The organism is Maribacter sp. LLG6340-A2 (assembly GCF_045057105.1).
GTDB lineage: Bacteria > Bacteroidota > Bacteroidia > Flavobacteriales > Flavobacteriaceae > Maribacter.
In genome coordinates this window covers 1473732-1492126 of record NZ_CP159332.1, presented here as the reverse complement: position 1 = coordinate 1492126, position 18395 = coordinate 1473732, and the positions used below count along the sequence as shown (strand labels likewise).

At 36.3% G+C, this 18395-nt stretch carries 17 protein-coding genes; 11 read left to right on the top strand and 6 right to left on the bottom strand.

What is annotated here, in order from left to right; genetic code table 11:
- Positions 1 to 12 precede the first annotated feature (12 nt).
- The 4 genes from ABVM52_RS06310 to ABVM52_RS06295 all read left to right on the top strand — a co-directional run bounded on the left by ABVM52_RS06310 (position 13) and on the right by ABVM52_RS06295 (position 4155).
- Positions 13 to 1545, top strand: coding sequence for an SGNH/GDSL hydrolase family protein (locus ABVM52_RS06310; RefSeq protein WP_405384566.1), 1533 nt, complete (start codon positions 13 to 15; stop codon positions 1543 to 1545).
- Between the two features lie 167 nt (positions 1546 to 1712).
- Complete coding sequence (atpD, locus tag ABVM52_RS06305; protein ID WP_405384565.1) at positions 1713 to 3221, top strand: F0F1 ATP synthase subunit beta; 1509 nt, start codon at positions 1713 to 1715, stop codon at positions 3219 to 3221.
- A 79-nt stretch (positions 3222 to 3300) separates the two neighbouring features.
- Entirely contained in the window at positions 3301 to 3579 is a 279-nt protein-coding gene (locus ABVM52_RS06300; protein ID WP_405384564.1) for a F0F1 ATP synthase subunit epsilon, read from the top strand.
- A gap of 69 nt (positions 3580 to 3648) precedes the next feature.
- Positions 3649 to 4155, top strand: coding sequence for a hypothetical protein (locus ABVM52_RS06295; RefSeq protein ID WP_405384563.1), 507 nt, complete (start codon positions 3649 to 3651; stop codon positions 4153 to 4155).
- A gap of 12 nt (positions 4156 to 4167) precedes the next feature.
- Here the strand turns inward: ABVM52_RS06295 and ABVM52_RS06290 are convergent, their stop codons facing one another.
- The 4 genes from ABVM52_RS06290 to ABVM52_RS06275 all read right to left on the bottom strand — a co-directional run bounded on the left by ABVM52_RS06290 (position 4168) and on the right by ABVM52_RS06275 (position 9252).
- The gene (locus tag ABVM52_RS06290) at positions 4168 to 4704 is read right to left on the bottom strand and encodes a GNAT family N-acetyltransferase (protein WP_405384562.1); all 537 of its coding nucleotides are present in this window, start codon (positions 4702 to 4704) and stop codon (positions 4168 to 4170) included.
- A complete protein-coding gene (locus ABVM52_RS06285; RefSeq protein WP_405384561.1) occupies positions 4705 to 6498 on the bottom strand; it encodes a M61 family metallopeptidase in 1794 nt (597 codons plus the stop codon). It lies immediately after the preceding gene.
- 79 nt (positions 6499 to 6577) lie between these two features.
- Positions 6578 to 6976 (bottom strand): two-component system response regulator, encoded by a 399-nt coding sequence (locus ABVM52_RS06280; protein ID WP_405384560.1) that lies wholly within the window; start codon positions 6974 to 6976, stop codon positions 6578 to 6580.
- On the bottom strand, positions 6973 to 9252 hold the full coding sequence (locus ABVM52_RS06275) for a PAS domain S-box protein (RefSeq protein WP_405384559.1): 2280 nt from the start codon (positions 9250 to 9252) through the stop codon (positions 6973 to 6975). The genes ABVM52_RS06280 and ABVM52_RS06275 overlap by 4 nt, the downstream gene beginning before the upstream one ends.
- 299 nt (positions 9253 to 9551) lie before the next feature.
- Here ABVM52_RS06275 and ABVM52_RS06270 point away from each other — a divergent pair, with 299 nt between their 5' ends.
- Genes ABVM52_RS06270 through bioD form a run of 3 tightly spaced genes read left to right on the top strand, consistent with a single transcriptional unit; the run spans position 9552 to position 11725 of the window.
- On the top strand, positions 9552 to 10709 hold the full coding sequence (locus tag ABVM52_RS06270; protein WP_405384558.1) for an aminotransferase class I/II-fold pyridoxal phosphate-dependent enzyme: 1158 nt from the start codon (positions 9552 to 9554) through the stop codon (positions 10707 to 10709).
- A gap of 7 nt (positions 10710 to 10716) precedes the next feature.
- Entirely contained in the window at positions 10717 to 11100 is a 384-nt protein-coding gene (locus ABVM52_RS06265; protein WP_405384556.1) for a DUF2007 domain-containing protein, read from the top strand.
- 7 nt (positions 11101 to 11107) lie between these two features.
- On the top strand, positions 11108 to 11725 hold the full coding sequence (gene bioD / locus ABVM52_RS06260) for a dethiobiotin synthase (protein ID WP_405384555.1): 618 nt from the start codon (positions 11108 to 11110) through the stop codon (positions 11723 to 11725).
- Here the strand turns inward: bioD and ABVM52_RS06255 are convergent.
- Complete coding sequence (locus ABVM52_RS06255) at positions 11717 to 13201, bottom strand: ArnT family glycosyltransferase (RefSeq protein WP_405384554.1); 1485 nt, start codon at positions 13199 to 13201, stop codon at positions 11717 to 11719. The two genes, bioD and ABVM52_RS06255, sit on opposite strands and share 9 nt — an antisense overlap.
- Positions 13202 to 13245: 44 nt before the next feature.
- Between ABVM52_RS06255 and bioA the strand changes: the two genes are divergently transcribed.
- The 4 genes from bioA (at position 13246) to ABVM52_RS06235 (ending at position 17870) form a co-directional block, all read left to right on the top strand.
- On the top strand, positions 13246 to 14538 hold the full coding sequence (gene bioA / locus ABVM52_RS06250) for an adenosylmethionine--8-amino-7-oxononanoate transaminase (RefSeq protein ID WP_405384553.1): 1293 nt from the start codon (positions 13246 to 13248) through the stop codon (positions 14536 to 14538).
- Between the two features lie 9 nt (positions 14539 to 14547).
- Positions 14548 to 15741, top strand: a complete 1194-nt coding sequence (locus ABVM52_RS06245) for a beta-ketoacyl synthase N-terminal-like domain-containing protein (RefSeq protein WP_405384552.1) — start codon at positions 14548 to 14550, stop codon at positions 15739 to 15741.
- 103 nt (positions 15742 to 15844) lie between these two features.
- Positions 15845 to 16939, top strand: a complete 1095-nt coding sequence (gene bioB, locus ABVM52_RS06240; protein ID WP_405384551.1) for a biotin synthase BioB — start codon at positions 15845 to 15847, stop codon at positions 16937 to 16939.
- Between the two features lie 76 nt (positions 16940 to 17015).
- Positions 17016 to 17870, top strand: coding sequence for a cupin-like domain-containing protein (locus tag ABVM52_RS06235; RefSeq protein WP_405384550.1), 855 nt, complete (start codon positions 17016 to 17018; stop codon positions 17868 to 17870).
- A gap of 21 nt (positions 17871 to 17891) precedes the next feature.
- On the opposite strand, the gene ABVM52_RS06230 is transcribed toward ABVM52_RS06235, so the two are convergent.
- Complete coding sequence (locus tag ABVM52_RS06230) at positions 17892 to 18368, bottom strand: regulatory protein RecX (RefSeq protein ID WP_405384549.1); 477 nt, start codon at positions 18366 to 18368, stop codon at positions 17892 to 17894.
- Between the last annotated feature and the right edge of the window lie 27 nt (positions 18369 to 18395).

The window sequence follows — 18395 nt, the reverse complement described above, 5'->3', positions numbered from 1 at the left end:
TAAGGAGTTGAAATGAAAAATTTAAAATTTATATATATATCTATAGGGATTTTGGCTTTTACAGCATGTAATGAGCCAGAGGATGTGGATCTTTCACCAGAGGTGATTGTAGAAGAGCAGGTAGAATTAACAGCGGGGTCGGCAGACTTTTCAAATTATGTTGCTTTAGGAAATTCATTAACGGCAGGTTTTACAGATAATGCTTTATTTCAAGCAGGTCAAAGTATGTCGTTGCCAAATTTGCTATCCCAAAAATTTAGCTTGGTAGGTGGCGGTAGTTTTGTACAACCGTTAACCAATGATAATATAGGAGGTCTTGCAGCAGGTGGGGCAAGAATTCAGGATCCAAGATTGGTATTTGGTGGAGCCGGTCCTGTACCTTTAGAATCTGTAATAGGTCCGGTTACGGTTTCTACGGATATTGTATTGAATAATCCAACAGGACCATTTAATAATTTGGGGGTACCTGGAGCAAAAAGTTTTCACTTATTAGCACCCGGATATGGAAATTTGGCTAATGTACAACTGGGACTGGCAAATCCTTACTTTGTAAGGATGACGGGGAGTACTCCAGATATAAGCGTTTTGGAAATGGCGGTAAGTCAAGCCCCAAGTTTTTTCTCTTTATGGATTGGAAATAATGATGTATTGGGTTATGCTACTAGCGGTGGAGATGGGACCAACCCTATTACCCCGGTATCAGGAGTTCCAGGAGTAGGTTTTGATGGTAGTTATGGTGCTCTAATAGCTACTTTAACTGCAGGTGGTGCTCAAGGAGTGGTTGCCAATATACCTAATGTGGTAGATATTCCGCACTTTACTACGGTTCCACACAATCCGGTACCGTTAGATGCTGCCACTGCAGCAGCTGTGAATAATGCTTATGCACAGTATAATGGAGGACTACAAGCTGCTTTTGGAGCGCTTGCCGGTACAGGGCTATTTACGGAAGAAGAATTGGAAGCTAGAACCATCAGTTTTGCTGAAGGGTCTAATAATGCGGTTGTGATCGAAGATGAGACATTAACAGATTTAGGAGCTATAAATCCCGCCTTTGCGGCATTACCTAAACTTAGACAGGCTACGGAGAATGATTTGTTAGTGTTGCCGGCTTCTAGTTTTATAGGTACTTTGGCAGACCCAAACAACCCATTATCCGTAAACGGTGTAGCAATACCACTATCCGATAAATGGGTGCTATTGCCTAGTGAGCAAGAAGAAATCGCTGTTGCAACTGAAGCCTTCAATCAAATTATAGAATCAACGGCTGCACAAGCAGGACTTGCATTGGTAGATGCCAATTCTCTTTTAAAACAATTGGCCAATGGAGGTATTACCAGTGGCGATTTTACCTTAACTTCTAGTTTGGTAACAGGTAGCGCATTTTCTTTAGATGGGGTACACCCTACGGCAAGAGGCTATGCTTTATTGGCAAATGAGTTTATGAAAGCAATAGATGCAACCTATGGATCAAACTTTGAAGCTTCCGGTAATTTGTTGAATGTAGGCGATTACCCTACAAATTATTCGCCGGCATTACAGTAGTTGAATATAAATTTATCAATAAATAAAGGTGCTCCAAGGGCACCTTTATTGTTTTGTAAAAAAGCTAAAAAACTGTTTTTGATTAAAATTGAATAGCATATCTTTGCAGCCTGAAAATGAGAGCATTTTTAAGGTTATATTAAACGTAATACATAAACATAAAAGTAATGTCAAAAGTTACAGGTAAAGTTTCGCAAATCATTGGACCAGTGGTTGATGTAGAATTTCAATCAGGTGCTGATCTACCTAAAATCTATGATTCCTTGGAAATTGTAAACAAGGATAAGTCTATTTTGGTTTTAGAGGTACAGTCCCATGTTGGAGAAAATACGGTTAGAACAATATCTATGGATTCTACCGATGGTCTAAGTAGAGGTGTTGAAGTGGTTGCTACTGGAAGTGCGATACAAATGCCTGTGGGTGATGATGTTTATGGACGTTTGTTCAATGTAATTGGAGATGCTATTGATGGTTTGGGTAATTTGCCAAAATCAGGAGAAAATGGTTTGCCAATCCACAGAGAGGCGCCAAAATTCGAAGACCTTTCTACGTCTACCGAGGTTTTATTCACAGGTATTAAGGTTATCGATTTGATCGAGCCCTATGCAAAAGGTGGTAAAATTGGATTATTTGGTGGTGCAGGAGTTGGTAAAACCGTATTGATTCAAGAATTGATCAACAACATTGCGAAAGGTCATGGTGGTCTTTCTGTATTTGCTGGTGTAGGTGAAAGAACTCGTGAAGGAAATGATTTACTTCGTGAGATGTTAGAGTCCGGTATTATTAAATACGGTGACGATTTCATGCATTCTATGGAAGAAGGCGGATGGGATTTGAACAAGGTCGATAAGAATATAATGAAAGATTCCAAGGCAACATTCGTATTCGGTCAAATGAACGAACCACCTGGAGCCCGTGCAAGAGTTGCCCTTTCCGGATTAACCATTGCAGAATATTTCCGTGATGGAGCAGGCGAAGGTCAAGGTAAAGATGTACTTTTCTTCGTGGATAACATTTTCCGTTTTACACAAGCAGGTTCTGAGGTTTCTGCCTTATTGGGTCGTATGCCATCTGCGGTAGGTTACCAACCAACATTGGCAACTGAAATGGGTGCTATGCAAGAACGTATTACATCAACAAAAAGAGGTTCTATTACCTCCGTACAAGCGGTATATGTACCTGCGGATGATTTAACGGATCCGGCACCGGCAACAACGTTTGCTCACTTAGATGCAACAACCGTATTGTCTCGTAAAATTGCAGAGCTTGGTATTTATCCTGCGGTAGATCCTTTAGATTCTACTTCAAGAATTTTAACGGCGGAAATTTTAGGAAAGGACCATTATGCTTGTGCACAAAGGGTTAAAGAGCTTTTACAACGTTACAAAGAGCTTCAGGATATTATCGCCATCCTTGGTATGGAAGAATTGTCCGAAGAAGATAAATTAGCAGTAGGTAGAGCACGTCGTGTACAACGTTTCTTATCTCAACCTTTCCACGTTGCCGAACAATTTACGGGTATACCTGGTGTATTGGTAGACATTAAGGAGACTATTAAAGGTTTTAATATGATTATGGATGGTGAATTAGATCACTTACCAGAATCTGCTTTTAACCTTAAAGGTACGATCGAAGAGGCTATTGAAGCTGGTGAGAAAATGTTGACTGAAGCTTAAATCTAGTAAACAGTTTGCGGTAGCAGTTTGCAGTTATGCATTCGATTACTGAACACTGATTACTGAATACTGAAAAAATATGTATTTAGAAATTGTATCACCAGAAGCAACATTATTTGCAGGCGAAGTAACATCGGTAACGGTACCGGGTATAAATGGTGAGTTTCAGATGTTAAAAGATCACGCCCCTATTGTATCCTTATTACAAGAGGGTAAGGTGAAGGTTGCAGGCAATATTATTGTAGAGGATGAATATGCCTCAAAGTTCTCTAAAGATGCAGCTGGAAATACGGTTTTAGAAATTTCTAGTGGTACTATTGAGCTTAAGAATAATAAAGTTATTGTACTAGCGGATTAAAAGCTAGAGAAATTATTTTTATAGACAAAAGCCATACGATGAGTATGGCTTTTGTCGTTCTTAATATTGATGCAAAAGAATAATGTAATCATATCAGAAGGTAATAGACCTTTGTGGCAGTTAATAGTTGCCGCTATTCATTATACAGCTATTATAGCTTTACTGCTTTTTTATTTTATCGATTTTAAGCCTTCCTTTATAAGAGGGGTACATACCTTAAAAGTTATTCTTTTAATTTTACCCAATGCTTTGGTATTTTCAATAGTAAAGGATGTGCTTTTTGATTTGAAAAATAAAAAATATAAACTTCAATACTGTGTTGGGCCTATTAAGTATGGAAGATGGAAAGAACTACCGAAAATAAATTATGTTTCTGTATTTAAGCAACCTTTGGTTAACGGTGATTATATATTTGAAGCAAATTTATGGTATGGTACCAATAGACATTTTAATGTATATGAAAGTAATTCTAAAGAACAGGCTTATTTATTTGGTGAGAGTATAGCAAGAACATTAGAAATTGATTTTCTTGATGCGACTGAGCCCAATAACTATATATGGAAGGAGGTTAAATAAAAAAACTCTTCACTATGCACCTGTTTTTAAAGCAATTAATTCCCAATCTTGTCCTAATGAATTGTACGTGCAAATTTTTTCAAAACCAACTGCATAATGTGCGCCTAAAGAGCGGGAGTTGATAGCATCTACTTCTGTGATAATTGCTTCATATTTAGGGTAAGAAGCTTTCTTCATTGCTTCATATAGTCCTCGAAAAATACCTTGTTTTCTATGGGTTTTGGCAACACAAATTTGACCCATGGTTATAAAGTTTTTAATGCTCATATTTTCCAATTCCTTGAACATTGGTCTTAACACTGAAATTTCATCCTTAAAATCATTGGTCATAGAAAGTGCGTAACCTACAACCTTATCGCCATCCTTTGCAATAATATGCGGGCAAGCAGTATTCATTTTGGTCAGCACATCTAATGTATGGCGCACGGTAACAAAACCTTCTTGCTTCATTTCATCACTAGAGACAGCAGACTTGAGGTTCATTTCCTGTAGTGACAGAATTTGAACTAAATCTTCCTTGTTTTTAGCGGTTGTGAATAGAATGCTCATTTATTCCGTTTTTAACCAGGCTTTACGTGCTTTTAATACATTTTTGGAAGGTGTGTTTCCTTCTTTTTCTTGTAATTGAATAGTATAAGAAGGATCAGAAGTTAAAATAACCTCTGTGGTCATATCAATTCCAAGCCTATTAAACTGTACGGTTAGTTTATCATCAGGTTTAAATTGTTTTATGAATGTATTGAATTGAATACCATTAGGGAATGGTTTATTATTTATAGACGTAATGATATCACCTTTATCCAATCCGGCTTTGTAAGCGGGACTCCCAATTTTGGTATTGCTTCTTATTTCCCCATTTAAATCATCTGTTATGGATACAGCGGCACCGAAATAGGCGGTTTCTTTATCTTGAGATAAATTTACCCCTACTGTTTTAAATAGTTCGGTATATCCCGGCATTTCGCTTTTGTAGATATAACTGTTGAAGAAGTCGTCTCCAAACGCTTTTCCGGCATAGAGGTTTAATGAATTATTTAGATTTTCTATGGTATATGGCTTTTCGGTGGTGCCATAGGTTCCCCATACTTGTTTCATGAACTCGTCTAAATTTAATCCTTTTTCCCTTAGCGATAAATCCAGGGCTAACCCAAGTACACTTCCATAAGAATAATAGGAAATAAAAGTGTTTTCCCTATTTACAGGGTCTACAGATGTTGCTGCATCTACAAAGGGAGCTTGGTAACTCATTTCAATGGGATTAAAAAATTGTCTGGCAGGTGAATTCCATACATAGTTAAAAGTACCTGTTAGCCCCTCTATATATTTTTCTGGTGTTATCAACCCAGCACGACAAAGTATAAGGTTTGTATAGTAGCTTGTAAAACCTTCGGCAAACCAAAGCTCTCCACTCATGTTGGCTTCTTCAAAATCAAATGGTTCTAAAGATTTTGGCCTTATACGTTCAACGTTCCAACTATGAAAAAATTCATGGGATACGGTGCCAATATTTCTTTCCATTCCACCATTGGCAAGTGTTCTAGTACTTGTTAGAATGGTAGAATTTCTATGTTCCATACCGTCTCCTGATGCATTTGGCATATAGCAGGCTAAAAAGGTGTAAGTGCTGTAGTCAAACTTTGGTAACTCTCCAAAAACTTCTTTTTCGGCAAGTACAACTTTCTTTACTTTTTCAAAATATGCGTCAGCAGCTTCTTCGGTTCCGGGATCATGAAGTGCTAATTTTATAGTTTGTCCGTCTACTTTAAATTCGCGCACCTTGTGATTGCTCAGCTCCGTAGGGCTATCCATAAAATAGTAAAGATTTGGAGCACTATACGTATTGTTACGTACTTGTGGTAACTGTGTAGCTATTTTCCAATTTAAATCATCTCTTGTGTTGAACTCTACGGTAATGTTTCTAGAACTGAGAGACGGGGCGTACATAAATGTTGCCGGTATATTTAAATGTGCATGGGTTTCATCTATTTGAGAATAGGTGCCATCTCCTCTATTGGCAAATAAAATATACTCTATAGTTACGTTACCCTTGTGGCCGGTAATTTTCCATTCATATGGGTTGGGTCTATGAACGGTTAATGAGTTGCCCTTGGCGTCTTTTGCCTTAAAACCATAAACGTTTTTGGCAAATTCATGGAGGGCATATCGTCCAGGGGATGTTCTACTCATCCTAACCAACAAAGTATCTTGGTCAATATTTGGAAAGTTTATTGATATTGCCGCTTCATGGTGTATGGCATTATCAAATGAAATGGTGTAATGATTGGTCTGTGCCCTAAGTAGGGTCGTTGACAAAAAAATAAAAATGAATGGAAAATAGCGCATACAATGTTTTTAGCTAATATAATGAAGCTATGGCACGTATGAATAATTTTAATTCCGATTTTGAAGTGTGGAAAAACAGCTATTCGCTAAATTTAGTATTAATGGTAGTTTTTATTTTTTTGAAGACCACGTCATTTATGGGTTTTATAACATAATCACTTACCAAAGGACTGGCCATAAGATTTTCAATATCCAATTTATTTCCCGAAGATGTCAATACAAAGACCATACAATTATCTACATTGGCCAGGACTTCAAAATGTTCCATAAATTTCCAACCGTTCATTACCGGCATATTCAAATCTAAAAAAACCACGTAATTATTGTCGTTACAAAAATCTTCCTTTAAAAAATCTATAGCAGTTGATCCATTGGTAAACAAAGTGGTTTCACCTGTAATACCCGTTGCTTTTAACCCTTTTTCCAATAAAAAGGTGAATATGGGATCATCTTCTATTACAATAATCTTATAACTCATTTAATTTCTTCTATATTCATTTGTGAAACTGTGCTATCTACAATTTTTTTAATGACTACATCTATTTCGTTGGCAGAATCATATATATACTGTAACATACGGTCTTTTTCTTCAAAATCAAGATCATGATTTTCGTCCCTAATAAGGGTAATCAATCCCAATAATCTAGCAACGGGAGCTCTAAGTTCATGAGATTGTGTCCATGCGATTTCCTTTAATTGTGAATTTTGTTTTTCAATTGCCTTAAGGTAGTTTAACCGATTGGTTACGTCTCTTGAATTTACAACAATACCGTTTATGGTTGGATCATTAAGTTTATTGGTTACGGTAGTTTCCATCCATATATATTCGTCTGTATTTTTAATTTTAAATCTAAATGGCCGTATTTTGGTTTGGGGTACTTCCAATATTTCGTAAAATTGTTTTAGAACTTCATCATAATCATCTGGATGTACATAATCAAAAGCATTGGTGTGCAAAAATTCTTCTGGGGTGGTTTTTAAAATTCTAGTAGAGGTTGGACTTACATACTCAAAATTGGCTCCTGTATCTAATATGGCAATCAAATCACTACCATCTTGCACCAATGATTTAAATCTACGTTCACTATGCTCTAATTGTAGTTCGGCTTTTTTCTTTTCGGTATTATCTTTAGCAATACAATAATACACGCGATCTTTTCCGTCCCAGTTAGAAGACCAAAGCATAGGTACTAGATGACCATCTTTATGTACGTATCTGTTTTCAAAATTGACCACTTTTTCTCCAGACAATACTGAAGCGGCAGATTGTTCGGTCACTAAATGGTCTTCTTTGTAAACTAATTCTATATAATTTGTACCAATAATGTCATTGGGTTCATACCCCCATACTTCTTTGACTGCTTTGTTAATACTTAAGAAATAACCTTCTTCATCAATAGTACATATTATATCTAAAGAAGTATCCATTATTTTTTGCATCTCCTCTTTTGCACTCAATAGTACTTGTTGGGCCAATACTTCTGAAGTTATATCCTTAGAATAACAGGTAATACCTATTAAGTTGCCTTTGTTGTCATATAAGGGGTTAAAGGATGTTAAGCCATAAGTGGTACTCATTTTTTTAGGATTGAAGAACTTGCCTTTAATAGAAAATTGCTCTCCTTTTAATGCCCTAGCGTAAAAACTTTTCCATTTATCGTTTATATCATTATCGAAATTATCTGAAAAAACCACATCCCCAACACTGAATTGATACCCTATATTGTCCTTGACCAATTCATGATAGGCGTGGTTGGCCATTATTAATCTGTAATTCGTATCTACGGACCACAAAAGGTCTTTAGTATTGTTGATAATGGCATCTTGATTATTTTTGAGTTTTATCAATTCAAAATCATCGTTCACTTTCTGGGTAATATTTTGAATGGTACCGTACATTAGGAGTGGCTGTTGATCCTCCCAAGTTAAAATTTTACCGTTATCATGAACCCAAGTGATTTCCCCTTTTAAATTTAGAATCCGGTATTTTGCATCATATATCTCGGTCTTGTTTTCAAAACAGTCTTGTAGTTTTGCTTTGACCATATCTAAATCTTCTGGGTGAATAAAACCTTCCCATTCAGGGTATTCTATTGTTTTTTTGGTTTTTGATTTATTCCCCAATATGCTTAAGCAACCATAATTTAATTTCATCAAGTTATTCTTGATGTCCCGTTCCCAAATACCTATACCTGTTGCAGTAACAATGTTGTCAAGAAGAATACCTTTTTGCTCTAATTTGTTTTTTTGTTGTCTTGCTATATTTTTTGACTTTCGCAACTCGAACAACTGCATGACTTGTTTTGCCAGGGTTTTTAACCCATTTATTTGCAAATTGGTCAGTTGTCTTGATTCTTTGTCCATCACACATAATGAACCCAATTGATGTCCATCTTCATTGGTTAAGGAAACTCCGGCATAAAAACCAATTTTAAGACCATCCTTTACGGTGGTATAGTTAGCAAATCGTTCGTCCTCTTTTGGGTCTTTAACGATGAACATATCTAAATTGTCAATAATCAAATACTTACAAAAAGATTCATCTAGAGAAGTGCTCGTTAAATCCAGTCCATGGTGAGATTTAAAAAACTGTTGTTTGTCATCAACCAATGAAATTAAGCTAATAGGAGCATTACATATAGCGGCAGCAAGGGCCGTTATATCGTTATATAAGGATTCCTCTTTAGAATCCATAATATCATAAGAATCTAAAGCTTGTAATCTCTTCTTATCTGTAATTTTATCTTTTTTCATAGCTAATTAATCAGAAAAAGAATTTAGCTGTAATAGCAATATACAATATTATTAGTAGGAAAATTCCTTAAAAATTGTGCAAAAATATATTTATTCTTTAACAATTAGATGTTATTTGGCTATTATTTTTAACTTAAATGATTTGTAAATGACTATTTATCAGCATTCTAAATGAGCTTTACTACTAATCTTAAAAGATAATTCTTAAAAAACATTCTTTTTCATAAACTTAATAGTAAAATATTCTTCAATTCTTTAAAAACCTACGTTTCAATTCATAGAAAAGTTATTTTTGCTCAATGAGCAAAACACCCACAAAATTAGCTAAACTATTGGCAAGCCGTAAAGAAGATAACACTTTTAGGCAGTTAAGCACGTTAAGTGGATTAATAGATTTTTTGTCCAATGATTATTTAGGATTTGCACATAATGAATTGTTGTTTTCCAAAACTTTTCAATTGCTTTTAAATGAAGGAGTGGCCTCTAATGGTTCGGGAGGATCTAGGTTGTTGTCTGGTAATCATAAGTTTTATGGGCAATTAGAACAGGTATTGGCTACTTTTTATAAGGCAGGGGCAGCGCTGGTCTTTAATTCTGGTTTTGATGCCAATCTAGGATTGTTCAGCACCGTGCCACAAAGGGGCGATATTATTTTTTATGACGAATTTGTACACGCAAGTATTCGTGAAGGAATACGAATGAGCAATGCAAAATCCTATAGTTTTTCACATAACGATCTTTCTAACTTACAAGAGCGTATAGCGTTGAATTTAGCAAGAACAGATGAACAAAATAGTACCGTATATATTGCTACGGAAAGTGTGTTTTCAATGGATGGAGATTCTCCGGATTTAAAACGTTTTGTAGATTATACACAGAGTAACGGCTATCATTTAATTGTTGATGAGGCCCATGCTGCTGGGGTTCTAGGGGATAATGGAGAAGGGCTTGTGGCCAAATTGGGTCTAGAAAAGGAGGTTTTTGCAAGAACCATAACTTTTGGTAAAGCATTTGGTTGCCATGGTGCCGCGGTTTTGGGAGATGAAATTCTAAAAGATTTTTTAGTCAATTTTGCAAAATCGTTAATTTATACTACGGGGCTAACACCACATACTTTGGCCACAATAATTACGGCCCATAGCTGTTTCACGGAACTGGGTAGCGAGTCAAAACTGAGCTTAACGGATAACATTGTATTTTTTAAAGATCAGGTCAAAACATATAAACTGGAAGACTATTTTATTGATAGTGGTACGGCTATACAATGTTGCGTGTTGTCTGGTGCAGGAAAAGTAAAGACAATATCACAGAAATTAATGGATAAAGGTTTTCATAGTAAAGCCATATTGGCGCCAACGGTACCTGTAGGACAAGAACGGCTTAGGATTTGTTTGCATAGTTTCAATTCAAAAGAAGAGATAGGTTTATTGGTTAAATTATTGGCTAGTTTTATTTAAAACAGGTATGGAAGATAAATTTTATCAATTAGCAACTTTTGAATATGTGGCAGATGTACAGATTATTAAGGGGAAATTAGAGTCTGAAGGTATTCCTGTATTTTTAAGGGATGAAAACACTTTGAATTCCGATCCTTTGATCAGCAATGCAATTGGGGGCGTAAAACTGCAGGTGTATACCAAGGACAAGGAAAGGGCCATTGCTATTTATGATGAGATAAGGGCATACGCAGTAGATGATAAAGGCAAACCTATTATATGTCCTAATTGTAAAGCCCAAAAATCAGAACCATATTATAACAGTAAGGGGGTATTTTATAAACTTTTTCCATTTTTTGAAAAAAGAAAGTATAAGTGCTTAAATTGTAAAATGATTACAAACGTAAAGTAAGATTATAATGCAAAAGATATTTGTAACCGGAATATCAACTGAAGTTGGCAAAACAATTGCTTCGGCTATTTTTACTGAAGCTTTAAAAGCAGATTATTGGAAGCCCGTACAGGCCGGAGATTTGGATAATACGGATACCGATAAGGTAAAAAGAATGATTTCCAATGATAAATCCAAGTTTCATCCGTGTAGTTATGAGCTAAAAGCAGCCATGAGCCCGCATGCGGCTGCAGAGTTAGAAGGTATTAGGATAGATAGGTTCCATATTAATGAGCCAGAAACGGAAAACAATTTAGTTGTAGAGGGGTCTGGTGGAATATTGGTACCGTTGAATGATGAGGATACCATGTTTGATATTATTATGCCGGATTATAAGGTGGTGGTAGTATCAAGAAATTATTTAGGCAGTATCAACCATTCACTCTTAACCATCAATTGGCTATTACATAAAGGCTATGATGTTTCCGTATTGTTCAGTGGCGAAGCAAACCCGCAGACAGAAAACATTATTTTGCATAAGACAGGCGTTTCCTTAATTGGTAGAATAGATGAGGAAAAAGAATTTACAAAAGAAGTGGTTAAAAAATATGCTGATAAATTTGAAGGAATATTAAAGTCACTCTAGACGTTGTAAAATTTCGGCATTCTCAACGGTGGCCAGTTTCACATAATGTGAGGAAAGGTAGGTATCAATATAGGTATTTACGTCTGTCAATTTCTTGTCAAATATTCGTTTGCCCTTTCTGGTAATTACTATTTTGGGTTGTATTTCCTCCATTAGATATTGTAATTCTTCAATATCGGTCTTTCTTGGATTCCCAAAAAAGGGAAAAAGTTCATCTCTACAGATATTACTGGGGTGTGTAGCGGCAATAGTTGGCGGTAGGGTATTTAAATTCCAGTAGCCTATATGATATTCAAAAAAAAGAATGTCCTTGGTCTCTAGGTTATTATCTATAATATATTGTGGAACTGAAAAACCCTCACCATTGTAAAAGGTATTTTTTTCATAATAGTTTTTAGTGATATTAATATACTCCAGATAACTTTCAGCAGGAATCAATACCCCAATGAATAGTAAAAAAGCTGGTAATTTTGGTTGGTATCTCAGAAATAAACCAGAAAGTACTATGCCTACAAGAATTAAGAACAGCGGGTGTAGTTGTATGAGGTAGTGGCCATTAATTCTACCACCTTTTATAAACGATACTAATACCCCAAAAGTTGAGACCAATAGTAATTGAACGGTTCTGTTTTTAAAATTTAAGTAATTGTTCTTAAACGCATAGAGAAGAAATAACCCAACAATAACAAAAATAGGTGCAAGTTTAAAAATGGAATATCTTCTCGCCCCCGTATATTCCAAAGGAGCCAGTATTACTGATTTCCACCATACAAAGAGCTGGTCCGTAATGTAATAGGGGATAATTGTTGCTATAATTACGATTAGGATTCCCACACCATATAAAACAGTCCATGCTAGGTAAGACTTTTGTTTGGTAAAAAGGGCTTCGTATAAAAGAAATAATCCTATAAAAAATACGGGAAAAGCCATGTTTAGTTTAACCATTACGGTAGCCCCCATTAGAAGACCCGCACAAAGGATCGCTAACGCAGATTTTCTGGAGAGTATCAAGTATATACCGGGTATGAATAATGCAACGCAAATATGTTCTGACATTACTCCCTGTAAACTTCCAAATAGGCTTAACAAAACAATACAGAATACCCCAATTATCACAGAAGACGATTTGGAAAGTACGGTCTGCGCAATTTTAAAGGTAAAGAATGCTGTGATCAATACTAAAAGGACACCGGCTAGCCTAATGGCAATAAAACTTTTGCCAAATGTTGCAATTATGGAGGCAAAAAAGGCAAATGTTAATGGCGGTTTTAAATCCCATAACTGTGTATAGGGTAAAAATCCGTTAGCCCAAGATTGTCCCAATAATATAAATGTACTCTCGTCCCTATCAATGTAATCCCTAAAGAAAAAAGGGAAACGTATAAAAAAAGTCAGGCAAAAAAAGAAGAATAGAATGCTAGGGTTTTTCCATTGAGAAATGGTAAAAAATACATTTTTGTTTCTTTTCAAGGACATCTCTAATTTGCGGTTTATTTCCCGATCTTTGCAAGATAGATAAAATGAGGAATTATAAATTTATGGCTGTGGAAAATCTATCTACCCGGGATAAAAAATATTTGTGGCATCCGTTGACCCAACATAAGTTAAGCAAGCCGCAATTGCCAATTGTTAAGGCCAAGGGGGCGCTTTTGTATGATGAGGACGGTAATACATATATAGATGGTATAGCCTCTTGGTACACTACTATGTATGGACATGGTAATGAACAGATCATATCCGCTATGACCAAACAGATGCAAAAGTTAGATTTTGTGATGTTCAGTGGTCTTACACATGAACCTGCAATAGAGCTTTCAGAACAGTTAATGGCTATTTTGCCAGAAAACCAAGCAAAAATATTTTTTAATGACAATGGTTCCACGGCAATTGATGCGGCCATAAAAATGGCCCTGCAATATTTTCATAATCATGGGGAAAGACGTGATACATTAATTGCTTTTGAAGATGGTTTTCATGGGGATACATTTGGGGCAATGAGCGCATCTGGGCTTTCATCTTACAACGGGCCATTTGAAGATTTTCTTTTAAAGGTCATTCGTATTTCCATACCAAAAGAGCACAATTTGGTGTCTGTAAAAAATAAGTTAAAAACTATTTTGGAAGAAAATGATTGTGCGGCTTTTATATTTGAACCCTTGGTACAAGGCGCGGCCGGAATGAAGTTCCATTCCGCTCAGGGTCTGGATGATTTAATACAACTTTGTCAAAGTCATGATGTGCTTTGTATTGCAGATGAGATAATGACCGGTTTTGGTAAAACGGGTATGGATTTCGCTTCTGAAAATTTGTTGAATAAACCAGATATTATCTGTTTAAGCAAGGCCCTTACCGCAGGTATGTTTCCTTTAAGTATTACCAGTTGTTCCCAAAAAGTTTATGATAGGTTTTTAAGTGATGAGGTACAAAAAGGGTTTTTTCACGCCCATACATTTAGTGCCCATCCTATTGGTTGTGCAGCGGCATTGGCGGGTATTGCCCTTCTGAATTCCCCTGAAATAAAAGAAAGAAGAGCTTATATAGAGAAGGCTCACGGACGGTTTTCTAGAGAAATAGAAAATCATGAAAAAGTGGGGAATGTTAGGGTCAAGGGTGTAATATTGGCCATTGATTTACAATTGAAAATAGAACGCTATGGTAATTTGCGTGACGAGCTTTATCGGTTTTTTTTAGAAAGAGGGGTTTTGCTAAGGCCTTTGGGTAACACAATTTATGTGTTGCCGCCATATGTCATCACCAACCTACAACTTCAAAAAATATACGATACCATAACAGAGGTGTTAAATACATTTTAGATCAGAATATTGAAAGAAAAAATATCTATAACTGCCATTTCTTCCTTATCTCCGTTGGGAGAAACAACCCATGAAATTTGGAACGCATATCTAAATAATGACCATTATTTTTCTTTAATGAAAGAAAATGGACACAAGGTTTGGGTAGCCCCATTGTCAAAATCTGCAAAGTTGAATGTTGAAACGTTAAGGAAATCCGATCAAAAATATAAGAAGCTAGATGATAGCGTACTTTTTGCAATTTTGGCTTCGAGAAAGGCCATTGAACAAGCTGGATGGCAAAACACCTCAAATTTTGGAATTAATATGGGGTCATCAAGAGGGGCTACAAAGCTATTTGAAGAGTACCATCAAGAATTTTTAAATACAGGAATTGCATCGACCTTAAGTTCACCTACTACCACTCTAGGGAACATTTCCTCATGGGTATCGCATGATCTTGGTGCCATAGGTCCGGAAATTTCCCATTCAATTACCTGTTCTACGGGGTTACATTCCTTGCTAAACGGTGTGGCATGGCTTAATAGCGGTATGGTGAATAAATTTTTAATAGGTGCCAGTGAAGCACCATTGACCAATTTCACCATCGCCCAGATGAAAGCGCTAAAAATCTATGCGAAAGCGGAAGCTAGAAAAGAGATAACGGGTAAAGAATTGGATAAAGAATTTCCTTGCCAAGCTTTATATCTTGAAAAGGAGGCCAATTCCATGATATTGGGTGAAGCTGCCACTGTTGCATGTTTGGAACCTGGCAAAGTGAGCAATGCCCTTGCCGTAATTGAAGGTGTAGGTTACGCTACAGAAATACTTAAGCATAATACCTCAATATCTACAAATGCGGAATGTTTTCAAAAATCAATGAAAATGGCCATGGGTCCCCTTGCTCTTACCGATATAGATGCGGTGGTTATGCATGCCCCCGGAACCGTAAAGGGAGATTTATCAGAATATAATGCCATTAAAACCGTTTTTGGTGGTTCTATGCCTTTATTAACTACCAATAAATGGAAATTAGGTCATACGTTCGCTACCTCTGGGTTGCTTAATTTAGAATTGGCAATATTAATGCTAAGGCATGACACATTTATACCATCACCTTTTTTTAAAAATAGGGTGCGTAAAGGGAAATTGAAAAGAGTTTTGATCAATGCTGTTGGTTTTGGAGGTAATGCGGTAAGTATATTACTATCTAAAAATGAATAAATTATGAATAGGGCAGTGGTTTACTGTTCAATTTAAAACCTTCCTATTATTTTTTCAATTTAAATTCAGTTATTTTTGAACTCTGGTAACAACCTAAGATTATATGAGCAACGCAAGACATAATTGGACAAAAGAGGAAATCCTAGAAATATATAATAAGCCTTTAATGGAACTTTTGTATGAGGCTGCCACCGTACATAGGCAACATCATGATCCCAATACGGTACAAGTTTCTACGCTGCTTTCAATTAAGACGGGCGGTTGTCCAGAAGATTGTGGGTATTGTCCCCAAGCGGCACGGTATCATACGGATATTGAGGGTAATGACTTAATGGCCGTGTCACAGGTAAAAGCCCAAGCTTTGAGGGCTAAAGCATCTGGTAGCTCACGTGTTTGTATGGGCGCCGCATGGAGAAATGTTAAGGATGGTCCAGAATTTGAGCAGGTATTGGAAATGGTCCGTACCATTAATAAATTGGACATGGAGGTATGTTGTACCTTGGGTATGATTACGGAAAACCAAGCAAAACGTTTGGCAGAAGCAGGTTTGTATGCCTATAACCATAATTTGGATACATCTGAGGACTATTATAAAGATGTAATTTCTACCCGTGCTTTTGAAGATCGTTTAGATACCATAGAAAATGTACGCAAAAGCAATGTTACCGTCTGTAGCGGTGGTATTATTGGTATGGGCGAGGCATTGGAAGATAGGGCAGGGATGTTGGTCGCTTTGACATCGCTTAACCCACAACCGGAATCCGTACCCATTAATGCTTTGGTGGCGGTAGAAGGAACTCCTATGGAAGACATAGAGCCGGTATCTATTTGGGATATGATCAGAATGGTGGCTACTACAAGAATTGTAATGCCAGAAACTCAAGTACGTTTGTCTGCAGGCCGTACTGAAATGAGTAGGGAAGGTCAGGCAATGTGTTTCTTTGCGGGTGCAAACTCCATTTTTGCGGGAGATAAGTTATTGACAACCCCTAACCCAGATGTAAACGAGGATATGGAAATGTTCAAAATGTTGGGTCTAAATACGCAAAAACCATTTACTAAAGTTTCGCAACCTAAAACGGTAGAAGCGGCAGATTCACAATTACAACCTTTGGGCGAAAAGCCAAAATGGTCCAGACCCGGACATACCATAGAGCGAAATGTAAATGCTAAACAGAAAGTAAAAATTAGCGAATAATACTACATTAATACATTTTTAAGAAATTATTTTCTAATCGTTAATTACCTTTGGCTTCCCTAAAAACCATGTGTAATTGAAGTTAGCAGATATTCCAAGGGTAAAGAATATTACCAAGGACGTTTTTATTAACGACTATTTTAAACCTCAGCAACCCGTAGTACTGGAAGATGCTATAACGGATTGGCCTGCCTTTAACAAGTGGAATCTTGATTATATGAAAGAGGTGGCTGGTGAAATTACCGTGCCCTTATATGATGATAGGCCGGTACAGCATAAAGATGGCTTCAATGAACCACATGCCAAAATGAAAATGGCAGATTATGTGGATTTATTGAAAAAGGAGCCTACCAAGTATAGAATTTTTCTTTGGAACATATTAAAAGAGGTACCTGCGCTACAAAACGATTATAGCTTTCCTGATTTTGGTCTAAAACTGATGAAAGGCTTACCCATGCTGTTTTTTGGCGGTCGCAATTCGTATACTTTTATGCATTATGATATTGATTTGGCCAATATATTCCACTTTCATTTTGATGGGGAAAAGGAGGTGATACTCTTTCCACAGTCCGAAACAGAGAAATTGTATAAAGTACCGTATTCACTGATTACCCATGAAAGCATAGATTTTTCTAATCCTGATTATAGTAAATGGCCGGCATTAAAAAAAGCTAAGGGTTTTAAAACAACTTTAAAACATGGAGAAGTGCTGTATATGCCAGAAGGATTTTGGCATTATATGAAATATAAGACCCCTGGTTTTTCCATGAGTTTAAGGGCAATTGCCCGTAATCCTAAAAATTTGGGTAAAGCATTTTACAATATATTGTTTATGCGTCATTATGATGTGTTAATGCGTAAACTTAAAGGGCAAGATTGGATAGATGCTAAGAATAATAAGGCTATAGTTAATACCAATAAGGTAGTTTAAATAGCTTGGATGTAATTGGAATTAAGGAATTAATTCTTGTAATTTTTCATATACGAAATGACTCTCCCAGCCTCGGTATAAAAGATAGTCCGCTAATTTTTTTCTTCTTTTCTGAGTGTTTGTTTCGGTAATTTGATCTAGTCTTTTTTTAGCAAGAATATCTAGAGTGGTTAGGTATGCTTCTGGTTCAATTTCTTTTAATGCTGTGGTAATATTGTATTTAGAGATGTTTCTAAGTTTAAGTTCTCTTGTAATTCTATTTTTGCCCCATTTTTTAATATTGAATTTGCCTCTTGCAAAACTTTTTGCAAAGCGTTCTTCATTTAAAAACCTATCATCAATAAGTTGGGCAATAATGGTATCTATGGCTAATGGGATCATGCCCATATCCTTTAACTTGGATACCACTTCTTTGTGGCAGCGATCTTGGTAGGCGCAATAGCTTTCTATCTTTTTAGTGGCTTCTTGAACGGTGTAGCCTTTGGTTTTTTTGTTCATGTTCCCAAATTTACTAAACAAAAAAAG